Source organism: Gymnodinialimonas ceratoperidinii (assembly GCF_019297855.1).
GTDB lineage: Bacteria > Pseudomonadota > Alphaproteobacteria > Rhodobacterales > Rhodobacteraceae > Gymnodinialimonas > Gymnodinialimonas ceratoperidinii.
Map to the genome: position 1 here is coordinate 407692 of NZ_CP079194.1, position 14313 is coordinate 422004.

The window sequence follows — 14313 nt, forward strand, 5'->3', positions numbered from 1 at the left end:
AAGGGCGCGCGTTCAGTCGGCGACCTCGATGGTGCGTCGGGCGGCGCGACCGGCCGCGTCGATCACGGTGAGCTCCGCGAACCCGGCGCCAATCTCAAGCGCGATTTCGCGATCGTGCCGCCGGGTGACCACCGGCGCGCCGTTCCAGAGCCAGGTGAACGGCGGGGTGCCTTCGGCCACGCGGGCCGTCAGCGGTAGTCCGGGCTGGAAGGCAAGAACCGCCCCTTCCGGCGGAAAGGTGATCGCGGGGCCGTCAGCGTCGGAAAGATCGCTGACCGGCGCAAAGTGTTGCAGCGTCCGCGGAAGCGCCGCGTGACTGAGCGTGAGTGCGCCCGGCGGCGGCGGCACCCTTGGTGTCATATCCTCACTGATCCGCGAGAAGGATTCGAACAGCAGCGGCGCGGACAGCGCGGCGCCGAAGGCACCCGGCACGGAGGCGCCATCGGCCCGCCCCATCCAGACACCCACCACGTGGCGTCCATCAAAGCCGAACGCCCAGGCGTCGCGATGCCCGTAGCTTGTGCCGGTCTTGTAACTCAGCCCGATCCGCGGCGCATTGGCGGGCGGCATCACGCCAGAGAGGATATCGCCAAGATACCAAGCAGCGGTTTCCGACAGGATGCGCTGGCCTTCAGTGCCCTCCCCCTGCCGCCAGTGCAGCGGCACAGCCACGCCGCCGCGCGCGATGCCCCCGTAGAGCGCCATGAGATCCTCCATCGACGCGCCAAGCCCCCCAAGCGCGATTGCAAGGCCCGGTTCCTCGCCCTCCGGCAGGCTTACCTCCATGCCGGCGCGTGACATCGCGGCAAGCATCCGGTGCGGTCCGACCTCCTGCAAAAGCGTTACGGCGGGGATGTTCAGAGACTGTTGCAGCGCGACTGCGGCGGTCACTTCACCGCGAAACGCCTCATCGAAGTTCTGCGGGGCGTAGCCCGCGATGGAAATGGGACGATCCTCGATCAGCGTTTGCGGGTGCAGGATGCCGGCGTCGAAGGCGAGGCCATAGATCAGCGGTTTCAGAACCGAACCGGGAGAGCGCACGGCTTGGGTCATATCCACGAAGCCATCTCGCGCCGTGTCCGTGAAATCGGGCGACCCCACCGAAGCCAGCACCGCGCCGGTCTCGTGGTCCATCACCATGATCGCTGCGGACATCTGCGGTCCGAAGTCACCAATGGCACGGGAGGCGAGGCGCTCCATCTGCCTCTGAAGATCAGCGTCGATGGTCAGGTGGTGCGTGCCCTGGACCGGCCGCTCGACAAGAGCGCGATCCGAGAGATGAGGCGCAAGGGCGGGGAAGTCTCGGCGTTCCGTCGGGATCGGCTCTTCTCGCGCCCAAGCAATTTCTGCTTCCGTCAGGCTGGTAAACCGTACCGCGCGCGTCAGGACACGGTCCCGCGCCATTTGGGCGGCGTCAGGATAACGATCGGGACGGCGAGAGGTCGGCGCTTGCGGGAGGGCGACCAGAAGCGCGGATTGGGCCGCGGTCAGCCGATGCGGCTCCGTACCAAACCACGTCAGCGTCGCCGCGCGGACCCCTTCGATGTTGCCGCCAAAGGGCGCGAGGTGGAGGTAGAGGCCAAGAATATCTTCCTTCGAGAGGCGTCTCTCCAGCGCCAGGGCGAGCCTGATCTGCCGGATCTTGCCGCGCCACGCGCCGGTGCCGGAGTCCTCCAGCAACCGCGCTACTTGCATCGTCAGGGTCGATCCCCCCGAAACGATGCGCCCGGTCGTAAGCCATTGCCAACCGGCGCGCGCAAAGCTGCGGAGGTCAACGCCGGGGTGGGTCCAGAATCGTCGATCCTCGTAGGCGACAAGCATCTCCAGATACCCTTGATCGACGGCGTCGTAAGAGACCGGCAAACGCCAGCGCCCGTTCTCGACCGTATAGGCGCGCAGGAGGGCGCCATCCCGGTCCAGGACTTCGGCACTCGTCTCGAGCGTGAGGGGCGGGATCTCGGTTTCATCGATCCAGCGGTCAACCCATAACGCCGCGCTGATCGCGAGGGCGGCAAGGACGCAAGTGATGATCGCTACGCTGCGCATCACGGGCCGGTCACCCGGACCTGTCCCGAGGCCGTTTGCGCGCGATAGGTGGGCCGATACATGTCCTCGACCGAGGCGGCGGGATGATGGAACTCACCCGGGGACACGGCACGCACGATATAGGCAATGCGCATGCGTTCATGGGTGCCGCGCATGTCGATGGCCGAAAGGAACCTCTCGGCCCGGAATTCGGACATCGCGGGAGCATGCCTGATGTCCACATTGTCCAGCGCCCGCACGTCTCCGGATTGCAGAAGGTTGGGGTTGTCGATCTCGAACCCTGCGGGCAGGGGATCGTTTACCATGAGCCGACCCTCCGGCGCGCCGGTGTTGGTGATCGTCAGTATCGTCACAAGGCGCGTGCCTTGGGCCACTTGCGACGGGTCCACGACCTCGCCCTCGAGCGTGAGATACTCTCGGTCGATCCGGTACCCATTGCCAAACGCCTCGGTTGCACCAATCGGGCGCCCGAACCGAGAGAGGGTGATGGTCTCATCCCGCGTTCCGACATTCTCTAAACGGCGCGTTAGAGACGGATTGTCCACCACCAGCGTCATCGGACCGGCCATCGGCGCTCCGTCCAGTTGCAAGCCAACGACGGCTGGATTGTCGATCAAGGCGTGGGCCGCGAGAAGCGTCCAGACGGCCTCCTGCGTGGAGGCATCGCCTGCGTCTGGCAACAGCTCGAACCCGCTTGCCGGCAGGCTCACGGCGCGAGATCCCGCCGCGGTAGCAAGCGCGACCAGTCCCGCAGCATCGCGGTGTTGGCTGCCATAATCGACGCGCCAGGAGGGGCCGCCGTCCGGCTCCAAAGGCGTCGATAGCCGAGCGAGGCCCGCCGCAAACATCGCGTCCGCGCGTGGTTGGTCCCCGTACATCGCCAAGGCAGCGCCGAGTTGCCCGAGGGCCAGCGCCGTGGAGAAGTCCGGCGCTTTCACATCGGCATAATACCTGAGGTCGCCCATGCTGGCCTGACCCTCGCGTGCCAGAACCATCAACGCATAGGCGAGCCCTTCGCCGCCATCCTCGAAATCCGGGTAAGACGCGACCGCGTTGGCAAGGTTATCCAGCGCGCTTTGGAACGGAATATCCGGGACAGCGTGGCCCTCCTCCCGCGCGCGGGACAGGAAATCGCTCACGTAGGCGTCCAGCCACAGATCGCCGGAAGACGCGCGCCACAGCCCGAAGCTGCCGCTCGCCGATTGATTGGTGAGAACCGAGGCGATAGCCTCTTCGATCCGAGCGTCGAGATCGTCCGCAGTCCCGAGGTCGAGCGCCTGCGCCACGGACGACAGATAGAGCAGAGGCATCGCGCGGCTCGCCGTTTGTTCGGTGCAGCCGTAGGGATAGCGATCCAGCCGTTGCAACAGCCCGGCCACATCGTATCGCGCCAAGGGCCCTGCGGAGAGAACGACCCGGGCGCTGTCAGGGTGAAACCCGGTCAGTGCGGCGGCATCGATGGTGAAGCTCTCTCCCGGTGCGAGCGTGACGCGGGTTGTCTCGGCGATCTCGGGGTCATTTGCCTGCACGGGGATCGCGATGGTCTGCGTGATTTCGGTGCCATCTGGTGTCGTGAGGGCGACGGTGATTTCTGAGCGTCCGACCTGATCCGCCGCCGTGAACGGGACGACGACGCGGGTCGCGCCACCCTCGGCGAGGCTCAGCTCGGCAGGGATTTCGTCGGTAAGCTGGAGGTTGGAGGACGTGGAGACAGTCAGAGGCATCTCTCCCGATGGGCCATCGGTGTGGGAGAACTCCAAGAGCAGCTGTGCCCGATCATTGGGTGCCAGAAACCGCGGTGCGCTGGCCGTAATCACCACCGGGTCGCGGACGACGATATCAGCCTCCGCCTGCCCGACTCCGGTCTCGCTCCAAGCGACAGCCATCACCCGCAACGTACCGTTGAACGCTGGCACGTCGAAGCTTGCGCGAGCGATGCCATCCTGCCCGAACTCGAGAGGGCCTGAGAACAAGGCAAGGGCTTCTTCCGAGGCCGGGTCGGCCTGCATCCGCAGACCTGAACTCGCATCGCCGCCTTGGCGAATGCGTCCCTCGGCACCGTCGCGGTTGTCGATCAGGCGACCGTAGATATCCCGATACGCCATGCCGAGCCGGCGCTGGCCAAAGTAGTGGCCTTGCGGGTCAGGTGCCTCGAACCCGGTGAGGTTCAGGATGCCGACGTCGACCGCAGCCATCGTTGCGTGGACAATGTCACCGGGACGTGCGCCTTCGACCTGCATCGCGACATTGAGTGACCTGTTCGGCCGCATGCTATCCGGCAGCTCAAGGCTTACGGACAGGGCGCGATCGCCGGGGTCGACAGCGGCATGGGCAAGACCAATCGCGCGGGTGGGCGTGGGACCCGAAACAGTCTCTAACGGGCGGATCAGGGTCGCAGCAACGTAGGCGCCGGAGCCCCAGTCATCGGTGACGGGCAGCGTGACGTCTTCCGGCTCGTCGCCGAGTTGGACGATCCGTTGGTCGATCAGCCTGTCGGTGACCACCTGCACCAGTGCAAGGCCCCCAGTCCGCGGCACGATGCGCAAGGTTGCAGTGTCGCCGGGAAGGTAGGCCTCCGCATCCAAAGAGACCTCCAGCGCGTCGGGCGTGTCCGTTCCATGGCGGGCCCCGTACCAACCGGCGCTGAAGCCAACTGACGTCACGGCGAAGCCGCCGGTATCGCTCTCGACCCGCAGCTCATAGCTTCCCCAATCGACGGATAAATCCAAGGCAAATGGAGCGTCGGTCAGCGTCGCCTCACCGGTGGCGACCTGCTGCCGGGTGGTGATCGGCTCCCACGTCCAGTTTCCGTTCTGGCGATACCATTGGTAGCGCCTTTCGACACGGTTGAGCGTCCAGCGGACGGGTAGGGGCGCGGCGCCGGTGGTGATCAGGTGGAAAGGAGCCTCGACACCTTCCGGCAGGGTGCCGTCGAAGAGAGGCCGAATGCCGATGAGGGGCGCGTCGGGGACGATGATGGCAGTAACCGCGCGCTCGACGGGCCGGCCGGAGCCTTCGATAATCTGAGCCGTCAGGGTGAGGTCGCCGGGTTGGTTGATCCCGTCGAAACTCGGTAGGATCAGGGGTGCTGTCGCCGCGCCGTCCGCGTCCGTTTGCAGCGGTGCCAAACTGTTGAATGCAGCCTCGGGGGGCGCGTCGTGGCGACCGAACCGGAAGCCCGGATAATCAGGCAGCGTGTCGCGTGGGCGCAGGGCGAGGCGTCCCGAGATCGGCAGGTTTCCAGCGGGTGCGCCAAAGAGGTAATCGGCCTGAAACCGTGCCGTTTCGATTTCGATATCGAGGTCGACACGCAGGTCGAGGCGTTCGGGCAGAAAATCTTCCACCAAAAGGCGCGTCTCGCGCAACGCGGGCGCATCGGGATCCGCGTGAATTGCCAAGCGCCAGGTGCCGCGCGGGACGTCCGGACCCAAAGCCAGATCCGCCACGAAACCGCCTGCGCCGGCCTCCTCCAGAAGATGTCGCGTATACTCGACACCGTCCGGACGGGTCAGGATGGCGGTGAGCGGAAGCCCAGTCAGCGCCTGTGCCTGAGGGTCGCGAGCCAATGCTGTCAGGTGAATGGTATCGCCGGCCCGGTAGATACCTCGATCGGTGGCGAGGAACACGTCGATGGGCCCTGCGGGTGCGCGGCCTTCGACACCGCGATCCGACAGGTCGAATTCCGCATCGCGAAGCGACAGGAAGGCGAGGTCATCGTCACCGTTGCGCACGGTCAGAAGCGCCGGCGCGGCACCTTGCAAACCGGCAGAGATTGACGCTGGAAAGTGGACGTATCCGTCGGAATCCGTCTCTAATTGTGCCAAAACACGGTTTGACTCAGAGATGAGATCGACCGTGGCTCCCGCATGGGGCGCGGTGGTCGCGAGCGACCGCACGAGCACGTGGACGCCGTCCGCCCCGCTCATCGCGCTGATGCCGAGGTCACTGACGAGGAACCACTGGGTTGCGCCGCCCTCAGACGTCCCGGCGCCTCCGACCCTCGCCTCCAGCGCGTAGAGGCCGGGCGCGCGACCCTGCAGAACCTCGCCAATCGGCACACGGGTGGTGACGCTGCGGTTAGGTTCTTCGGCGACCTCGGCCTCGCCCTGCCAGACGGGCTCTCCAATCTCGTCAGCGAATTGGTCGACCTGCCATTCTGCGAGCGGTCTGCCGAAGTAATCCTGCTGCATCGTGCGCAGGATGTTCCTGTCAGACACGTGGAAAAGGCGCAGATCCACCACGTCGGTATTGACCCCAACCAGCGGAATAGAGCCGTTACCAGCCGCTGGCAGGATATAGGCCCGCCCTGCGAAACGCACTGAGGGCTCACGGTCACGCACGTATTGGCGCAGCGTGATCGGCGCGTGCAGGGTTTCTCCTGACGCGGCGGGAAGTCCCGCGCGGAGGGTGAAGGCAATCCTCTCACCATGTCTCAGGCCCGAGAGACAGAGCTGGCGGCCCTCCGCCTCTACCGCGACGTCGGAGGCGGTGGTCTGCACGAAGTCCTGATACGTGACGCCGCCGGGTGCGAGAGGCTCGGAGAAGATGGCACAGACGCGGGGGAAATCCGCCTCCACATCCACGCGCGTGTCGGTGACGCGAAAGCCGTAAAGACCCAGAACGCGGTCAAGCGCCTCGGCGCGTTGCGGGGCGTCGGCCTGGGACAGGGCAAGGCGCAGCGCAGGGATCGCATCCTGCCCCCGACCGCGCCGTTCCAGAGCCCCGGCCAATACGTCGAGCGATTGCGCAAAAGCAGTGCCGTCTTCGGAGCGCAGCGCTGCGTTGACGGCCGCGTCCAAGGCGCGCGCCTCGTAGCGTTGACGGGTTGCGTAATCGTCAGGTTCGAGCGCCAGAAGGTAAGTGGCATAGGTGACCCAATCCTCGGCGTGATCCTCCACCGTGATCGCCGCCCCGATTCGACGCATGGCGCCCGTCTGATTGCCTTCGTCGAAGGCATTGCGCGCGCTTCGGCGCCAGTCATCGGCCGGGAACTGGCCTGCATAATGGACAAGGCCGAGCCCTTCTGCCTGTGCCCTCGCGCCATCGAAATCGGTGTCGCGCAGGAAGCCAAGCTCTCCGCGACGCTGGTCCGCAAGCGCGTGAGCAGGCTCCGGCGTCGTTTGCAGGATGCCCGACATGGCGCCGGCATGGGCGACGGCCTCTCCCGCCACGGTCTTGGGGAAGCACGTGTTGTTGGTTGCGTTGAAGGTAAACGCCGCGCAGTCGGGATCGGCGCGACACGCCGCCGTGCAATCCGTCAGAGTGGTGTCGAAGATCGGGCGCAGGTCATTTCCCGGCAGATCGGTATCGCGGATGATCCGTGTCGTACGGTCGGGCAAGCTGTCCTGGGCCGAAATAGGCCCTGACAGCGCCAATAGAATCCCGACGGCAGCAGCAATGATGCGTGACATGCGGCCCTCATAAAGTCTTTTAGAATAATATTAACGAAAGCGTGCCACGGCCTGCGCCATCGTGTCGATGATTCCTCCTGCGCGACGCAGCGCAATGGTGGATTAACGCTATGTTCAGCAAGTTGGCTCAGAACATGCGGGACTGAAACATTCAGAGCGTCGTCCCATGGCTGCGAGACATATCAACGACCGGATGGCGCAGGAGCGCCGGGCCCGTCTTCAGGCAGAGCAGCTTCTCGCCTTGCGGTCGGAAGAGCTTTACGACGCCAACAGGAAACTGGCCGAGCACGCGACGGCGCTCTCAACCCAAGTGATTGAACAGCGGGAGGAAAACGCGCTTCTTCGGGGGCTTTCCGACAAGACGGAGGCTCAGTTGGAAGTGGCGACGGAGCGCGCCGTCACAGCGCAGAGGCGCCTTTGGGATGCGCTGACCGCGACCGAAGATGGCTTTGCGATATTCGACCGCGATTGGCGCCTCGTCGCCGCCAACCCCGCGTTTTTCTCGATCTTCGACGGCGTGGCCGATGTGACGGAGGGAGCAACCTACGAGGCGATCCTGCGAATCGGTGTCGAGGAAGGCATCGTCGATCTGCAGGGCGAAGACCCGGAGGATTGGGTCGACCGGATGATCGCCCGGTGGGAGCAGGATCCGATCCCGAACGTCGACATCAAGCTGTGGAACGGGGCCTATATCCGGCTGAACGACAAGCAGACACCTCAAGGGGATTTCGTGTCGCTCGCCGTGGACATCACGCCGAACATCAAGCGCGAGCGGGAACTGGCGGAGGCGCGCGATGCCGCGCTTGCGGCGAGCCGCGCGAAATCCTCGTTCCTCGCCAACATGAGCCACGAGATCAGGACGCCGATGAACGGTGTCGTCTCGATGGCTGAATTGCTCCGCGAAACCCCGCTGAGCGAGGAGCAACAGGTGTTTGCCGACACGATCCGCAATTCCGGCGAGGCTCTTCTCGTCATCATCAACGACATTCTCGATTTCTCGAAGATCGAGGCCGGGAAACTGCAGTTGCACGAGGACAGCTTCGACCTGAACGCCATGATCCGCGAGATTTTCAGGCTGCTGCGCCCCGGCATCCGCGACAAGGAGCTCGAGTTGCGGTTGGACTACGACATCTTCATGCCGCCGCGCATTCTGGGCGACCGGGGCCGGATTCGGCAGATCATGACCAACCTGATCGGCAACGCCGTGAAGTTCACCCAGGAGGGGCATGTGACCGTCCGCGTGATGGCCGTGCCGCGCACCAACGACGGCCGCGGTCAGGACATGACGATCGTGGTCGAGGACACCGGGGTTGGGATCGCGCTGGACAAGCAGGCTCACATTTTCGGAGAGTTCAACCAAGTCGAAGACGAGAGCAATCGGCGCCACGATGGTACCGGACTGGGGCTTGCGATTACCAAGCGCCTGCTCGCGATGATGAGCGGAGAGATCTGGCTCCACTCGGACCTTGGCCGCGGCTCGGCCTTCGGGTTCAAGATACCGCTCAAGGTCGATGCCGGCGAAGCTGCGGCGCCCGTGGCAGGCTTGCCTGCCGATCGGTCACGCGTGTTGATCATCGGGCAGGGGGGCGAGCGGGAGGAAGCTCTGTTCGATGCGCTCGGGCGGCTACACGCCGAGGCGACCCAGATACGACGCCTGCCCACGGCACGCGATCTGGAGGGGACCGGTGCCGTGATCCTTTGCGATCCTTCTCGGGAGCCTGCCGAGGTCGCCGCGATCCTCGACGTCGAGACATTCACCGGCGCACGGCTCTGCAGCCTCCCGCCTGACGCCGCAACGGACGGGTTTGAGGATTGCACACCGGGCGACAACCTCGCGGCGCTAAGAGCTCTGCTGATCGGACCAGCGCATGACGAAGCAGACGATAGCAAGGTGGTGGTTGCACCTGATCTGTCGCTGGTCGCAGATGCGGAAGCCTCCGATAGCCGACCGGATCAGCAGGTCCGTCCGCGACCGCGCCTTCTGGCTGCAGAGGACAACAAGACCAATCAACTGGTGTTCAAAGCGATGCTGAAGGGACTGGCGCTGGATCTGGAGATCGTCAACGACGGCGCGGAACTTGTCGCGGCCTACAAGCGAGAGACCCCCGATCTGGTGATGACCGATATCTCCATGCCGGTGATGGACGGCATCGACGCCTCGCGTGAGATTCGCGCCTTCGAGGCGGAGCAGGGGCTCGAGCCCGTCACGATCATCGCCATGACAGCCCATGCGGTCGACGGGGATCGAGAGAGAATCCTGTCCGCGGGGCTGGATGATTATGTCACCAAGCCCCTCAAGAAGACCCTCATCCATGCGCGAATCGAGGCGGCTCTGTCAGAGGCGGGAACGCACCTCACCGCCTCCGATTCGCCGCTGGAGCGGGACACCGCGCTCGATATGGCGCGGGCGTCGGATCAGAGCTGCAGCCCGGACAGAGCATCGGCGATCCGGTAATGCCCTGTTTCGATGCCGTTCCAATTGCGGATCGGACCGTGGGTGAAGGCCAGCGCCTCCGGATGCTTGGGGTCCAGAACGCCAAGCGCGCCGAGGATGTGGGTGATCGCCGCCTCCGAGCCACGCGTCGCCCCGTCCGCGATCTTGAGCGCGACGCCGATCTTCAGCTCGGGCACGATGGCCACGAAGACACCTTCAGCCCCGGTCTTGATCGCAGCCCGCTGACCCATCGCACGCATCAGACGGGTGCAGGCGCGCCCCTCGCCGGCGACGAGGTCAGGGTGCAGCATCATCGCCTCACGCAGGCGCACCATCGCGGCTTGGCGCGCGCCACCGTCCGGCGTTGCGGCTGCATAGGCCGCCATGGCGCGGGCGAGCCCGGAGAGACGCGTCGAGAAGTTCGGCGCCGAACAACCGTCGATGGCGAATTCGGGGTTCGGCTCGTCTGTCACATCATCCCAAGCCTCGCTGATCGCGGCCTGCAAGGGATGGGAGGGGTCAACGTATTCCGGCCCCGCGCCGATGTGCTGGCTATAGGTCAGGAAGCCGGTGTGCTTGCCGGAGCAATTGTTGTGCCGCTGATCCGGCCCGCAGTGAGAGCAGATCAGTGCATCGCGGGCGGGCACGTCATTGGGCCATTGCACGCCGCAGCGAAAATCGGATTCGGACAGGCCCAGATCGGCCAGCCACGCGGTGACGCGGTCCGTGTGGATCGCCGCACCCTGATGAGAGGCGCAGGACAGCGCCAGATGCTCTGGCGTCAGGCCACGGGCATCTGCCGCGCCGCTTTCCACCAGCGGAAGCGCCTGGATCATCTTGGAGGAGGAGCGCGGCAGGATCCGTGCTTCGGTGTCGCCAATACCGGCGATCAACCCCTCGCCATGCCGCCAGATGGCAACCTGGCCCCTGTGGGTGCACTCCAGAACCGGGCCGCGATGGACCTCTACCAGCGCCTCGTTCGCATTCGTTGTCATCACCATTTGCTCCCAGTCCCTTCACATCCCGGCGAATTTCCGCACACGGGGCTTTTTTCAACCGCGGCTTTCGTTTAGGTTACCGCGCAATTACGGTCGGACGCCCCATCGTTTGTGATGACCTAAAAACCGGGTGCCGACCAGAGGCAGCGAAGGGGCTGGAGGCTCTTATTCATGAAGACATATCTTGCTGGTATTCTGGCGGGCGCATTGGCCCTATCGGCCACGGTCGCGCTTGCTCAGGACGAATCGACTAACCGGGTGAACGCCGAGACCGACTGGTCCGTGTTCGTCGAAGATGACCCGACGCAGTGCTGGGTCGTATCCACACCTTCCGAAACCGTGAACACGCGTGACGGCCGAGTCGTGTCCGTGCGGCGCGGTGAAATCCTGATGTTCGTCTCTTTCTGGCCCGGCCAGGAGCGTTTGGGCGAGGTCAGCTTCACCGGCGGCTATCCCTTCGCGGATGGCTCCACCGTGACCATGGCGATCGGCAACACGTCGTTCGAATTGTTCACCGAAGGCGAAATGGCCTGGGCCGCCTCGCCGCAGGACGATGACCGCATCATCACCGCGATGAAACGCGGCGCCGAAGCGGTTCTGACGGCACGGTCCTCGCGCGGGACGCAGACGCAGGACACCTTCAGCCTTCTCGGGTTCACCGCTGCGGTGGAAGACGCCGAGGCGCGGTGCGGGAACTGAGTCCGTCATGAAAAGCGCATCACGCGGCATAGCCGTTCTGGCACTGGGCCTTGGCGCAGTGCTGCCCGGCATGGGCTTGGCGCAGAGCGATGAGGCGCCGTGGCCCGTCTATGTGCAGGAAGAGCCCGCGCGGTGCTGGATCGTTTCGGACCCCACGGGCACGACGGCGTCGCGCGGTGGCACCGATGTCTCGGGCAACATCAGCCGCGATACGGCGCTGTTTTTCGTCTCCTACTGGCCAGACGATGGCCGCATGGGCGAGGTCAGCTATACCGGCGGCTACCAGTTCGCCGAGGACAGCGTTGTCACGGTCGAGGTGGGGGACGACAGCTTCGAATTGTTCACCGAAGGCCCGATGTCATGGGCCGGCTCTCCCGAAGCAGATGCGCGGTTGATCGCCGCCATGCGCGAAGGGATCGAGGCAGTGGTGACGGCGACGTCCACCCGTGGGACAGAGGTCATCGATACATTCAGCCTGCAAGGGTTCGACCGCGCAATCGATGACGCCTCCGTGCGCTGCGCGCCGGAATAGCGCCGTCGCGAAAGATTTGCGTGGATGCGCGGCCTCCTATAAGGAAGGCCGTTCTCAAAAGGAGTGCCGCCATGACCGCGACTGCCCCCATCACGCAGGACGTCAAAACGTTCCCTCGCAAACTGCCCGACGGGCCGACCAATCTGATTGGTCTCACTCGTGATGCCCTGCGCCTTGCGCTGATCGAGGCGGGTACGCCCGAGAAACAGGCGAAGATGCGGACCGGGCAGATCTGGCAATGGCTCTACCAGAAGGGCGTGCGAGATTTCGCGGAGATGACGAATCTCTCCAAGGATTACCGCGCGATGCTGGCGGAGACCTTCGTGGCCGATGTGCCCGAGGTCGTCTCGAAGCAGGTCAGTGCGGATGGCACGCGCAAGTATCTGGTGCGGATCGCGGGCGGCCATGAGGTGGAGGTCGTCTATATCCCCGAGGTCGATCGCGGCACGCTGTGTATCTCCAGCCAAGTCGGCTGCACGCTCACCTGCTCGTTCTGTCACACCGGCACGCAGAAGCTGGTGCGCAACCTGACCGCCGGAGAGATCATCGGTCAGGTCATGCTGGCGCGCGACGATCTGGAAGAATGGACGGCTGCGGGCGAAGGCAGCGATGCCAAGCCGCGGCTGGTCTCGAACATCGTGTTGATGGGCATGGGCGAGCCGCTCTACAACTTCGAGAACGTCCGCGACGCGATGAAGATCGCGATGGACCCCGAAGGCATCTCTCTCTCGCGTCGCCGGATCACCCTGTCGACCTCGGGCGTCGTGCCGGAGATCGCGAAGACGGCTGAAGAGATCGGCTGCCAGCTCGCCGTCAGCTTCCACGCCACCACGGATGAGGTGCGCGACAAGCTGGTGCCGATCAACAAACGCTGGCCCATCGCCGAGTTGCTCGACGCGCTGCGGGCCTATCCGAAGGTCAGCAATTCCGAGCGGATTACCTTCGAATACGTGATGCTGAAGGACGTGAACGATACGGACGAGGACGCGCGGCGCTTGGTGCAGCTGATCAAGGGCATCCCGGCGAAGATCAACCTGATCCCGTTCAACGAATGGCCGGGCGCGCCCTACGAGCGCTCGGATTGGGCGCGGATCGAGGCTTTCGCGGATATCGTCTACAAGGCGGGCTACGCCTCACCGATTCGCACGCCGCGGGGCGAGGACATCATGGCCGCCTGTGGTCAGCTGAAGTCGGCAACTGAACGCGCGCGTAAATCGCGCAAGCAGATCGAGGCCGAAGCAGGCTTGTAATACCTGCGACGCGCCTCTCTCATAAAAAAGAAAAGGCGCCGCCCGAAGGCCGCGCCAATTCAAAATCTTCCACCTTGATCCGAGGATCAGGAGTGGTGCAGCGCCAGCACGAGCAGCAGAACTGCGATCGCGGGGACGAGGATGCCGCCAGCGGAAGAGCTGGTGTCTTCTACGACAACAACGGGCTCGACAACGGTGGGGGCGACATAGCCGCCTGCGATGGCGCCGGTTGCGACGACGGAAAGTGCTGCTGCGAGTGCGAGTTTTTTCATTTTAGTCTCCTTGGCCCGGTTTCACGCCTCATGCGTCGGCAGGGCAATTGAATTAACACCTTGGCAGGAGTCGTATCCGGAGACTGTCGGCGGGTGCAATCAACGGATGGCCCCCAAGGCAACATCGGTGCGAGGTGTTGCACAAAAGAAAAGGCGCCGCCCGAAGGCAGCGCCAATCCAAATTCTTCCACGTTGATCCGAAGATCAGGAGTGGTGCAGTGCCAGAACCAGCAGCAGAACTGCGATGGCGGGCACCAGGATGCCGCCAGCGGAGGAGCTGGTGTCTTCGACAACAACTACGGGCTCAACGACCGTAGGAGCAACATAACCGCCTGCGATTGCGCCAGAAGCGACAACGGACAGAGCAGCAGCGAGAGCGAGTTTTTTCATAGTAGATATCCTTATAAGATACGCCCCTTTTACGCACTATGCGCAGGTTGGGGCACCCAAGACTGTACCTCGTGCATTTCTTTAACCAGCAACCCGGTTTGATTGCAATGGCGGCGAAATTAACGCCAAGCACGGAAACGACCCATGTCGTCAAAATAGCAACACTTCTGCGCAAGGGCCTTGAAATAAAGGTGATCGCAACGGTTTCTGCACGATGCCGGCTTTATTTGCGGACTCGTGGAACCATTTGAAATCGCCCCGAATCGTCGCTCAAAGGGGTG

At 64.2% G+C, this 14313-nt stretch carries 9 protein-coding genes; 4 read left to right on the top strand and 5 right to left on the bottom strand.

Translation table 11 applies throughout. The features are described 5' to 3' along the window. Window positions 1-12 precede the first annotated feature (12 nt). Window positions 13-2046 (bottom strand): penicillin-binding protein 1C, encoded by a 2034-nt coding sequence (pbpC, locus tag KYE46_RS02010; protein ID WP_219004974.1) that lies wholly within the window; start codon window positions 2044-2046, stop codon window positions 13-15. Next, a complete protein-coding gene (locus tag KYE46_RS02015) occupies window positions 2046-7457 on the bottom strand; it encodes an alpha-2-macroglobulin family protein (RefSeq protein WP_219003121.1) in 5412 nt (1803 codons plus the stop codon). Before KYE46_RS02015 ends, pbpC begins: the two co-directional genes overlap by 1 nt. A gap of 166 nt (window positions 7458-7623) precedes the next feature. Between KYE46_RS02015 and KYE46_RS02020 the strand changes: the two genes are divergently transcribed. Beyond that, window positions 7624-9912 (top strand): ATP-binding protein, encoded by a 2289-nt coding sequence (locus KYE46_RS02020; RefSeq protein WP_219003123.1) that lies wholly within the window; start codon window positions 7624-7626, stop codon window positions 9910-9912. Here KYE46_RS02020 and KYE46_RS02025 read toward each other — a convergent pair. Beyond that, window positions 9873-10886, bottom strand: a complete 1014-nt coding sequence (locus KYE46_RS02025; protein WP_219003125.1) for an asparaginase — start codon at window positions 10884-10886, stop codon at window positions 9873-9875. The genes KYE46_RS02020 and KYE46_RS02025 overlap by 40 nt on opposite strands. 174 nt (window positions 10887-11060) lie before the next feature. On the opposite strand from KYE46_RS02025, the gene KYE46_RS02030 reads away from it, so the two are divergent. The 3 genes from KYE46_RS02030 (at window position 11061) to rlmN (ending at window position 13370) form a co-directional block, all read left to right on the top strand. Further along, window positions 11061-11588: an invasion associated locus B family protein gene (locus KYE46_RS02030; protein ID WP_219003127.1), complete on the top strand. Its 528-nt coding sequence runs from the start codon at window positions 11061-11063 to the stop codon at window positions 11586-11588. A 7-nt stretch (window positions 11589-11595) separates the two neighbouring features. After that, window positions 11596-12120, top strand: a complete 525-nt coding sequence (locus KYE46_RS02035; RefSeq protein ID WP_247716888.1) for an invasion associated locus B family protein — start codon at window positions 11596-11598, stop codon at window positions 12118-12120. 71 nt (window positions 12121-12191) lie between these two features. After that, window positions 12192-13370, top strand: coding sequence for a dual-specificity RNA methyltransferase RlmN (gene rlmN / locus KYE46_RS02040; protein ID WP_219003128.1), 1179 nt, complete (start codon window positions 12192-12194; stop codon window positions 13368-13370). Window positions 13371-13456: 86 nt separating this feature from the next. On the opposite strand, the gene KYE46_RS02045 is transcribed toward rlmN, so the two are convergent. Next, on the bottom strand, window positions 13457-13642 hold the full coding sequence (locus KYE46_RS02045) for a hypothetical protein (protein WP_219003129.1): 186 nt from the start codon (window positions 13640-13642) through the stop codon (window positions 13457-13459). 204 nt (window positions 13643-13846) lie between these two features. Then, window positions 13847-14032 (bottom strand): hypothetical protein, encoded by a 186-nt coding sequence (locus KYE46_RS02050; protein ID WP_219003130.1) that lies wholly within the window; start codon window positions 14030-14032, stop codon window positions 13847-13849. Window positions 14033-14313 lie beyond the last annotated feature (281 nt).

Bases quoted from the DNA above. Each gene is read 5' to 3' on its own strand.
- pbpC (WP_219004974.1), bottom strand. From the start codon at position 2,046: ATGCGCAGCGTAGCGATCATCACTTGCGTCCTTGCCGCCCTCGCGATC.
- KYE46_RS02015 (WP_219003121.1), bottom strand. From the start codon at position 7,457: ATGTCACGCATCATTGCTGCTGCCGTCGGGATTCTATTGGCGCTGTCA.
- KYE46_RS02020 (WP_219003123.1), top strand. From the start codon at position 7,624: ATGGCTGCGAGACATATCAACGACCGGATGGCGCAGGAGCGCCGGGCC.
- KYE46_RS02025 (WP_219003125.1), bottom strand. From the start codon at position 10,886: ATGACAACGAATGCGAACGAGGCGCTGGTAGAGGTCCATCGCGGCCCG.
- KYE46_RS02030 (WP_219003127.1), top strand. From the start codon at position 11,061: ATGAAGACATATCTTGCTGGTATTCTGGCGGGCGCATTGGCCCTATCG.
- KYE46_RS02035 (WP_247716888.1), top strand. From the start codon at position 11,596: ATGAAAAGCGCATCACGCGGCATAGCCGTTCTGGCACTGGGCCTTGGC.
- rlmN (WP_219003128.1), top strand. From the start codon at position 12,192: ATGACCGCGACTGCCCCCATCACGCAGGACGTCAAAACGTTCCCTCGC.
- KYE46_RS02045 (WP_219003129.1), bottom strand. From the start codon at position 13,642: ATGAAAAAACTCGCACTCGCAGCAGCACTTTCCGTCGTCGCAACCGGC.
- KYE46_RS02050 (WP_219003130.1), bottom strand. From the start codon at position 14,032: ATGAAAAAACTCGCTCTCGCTGCTGCTCTGTCCGTTGTCGCTTCTGGC.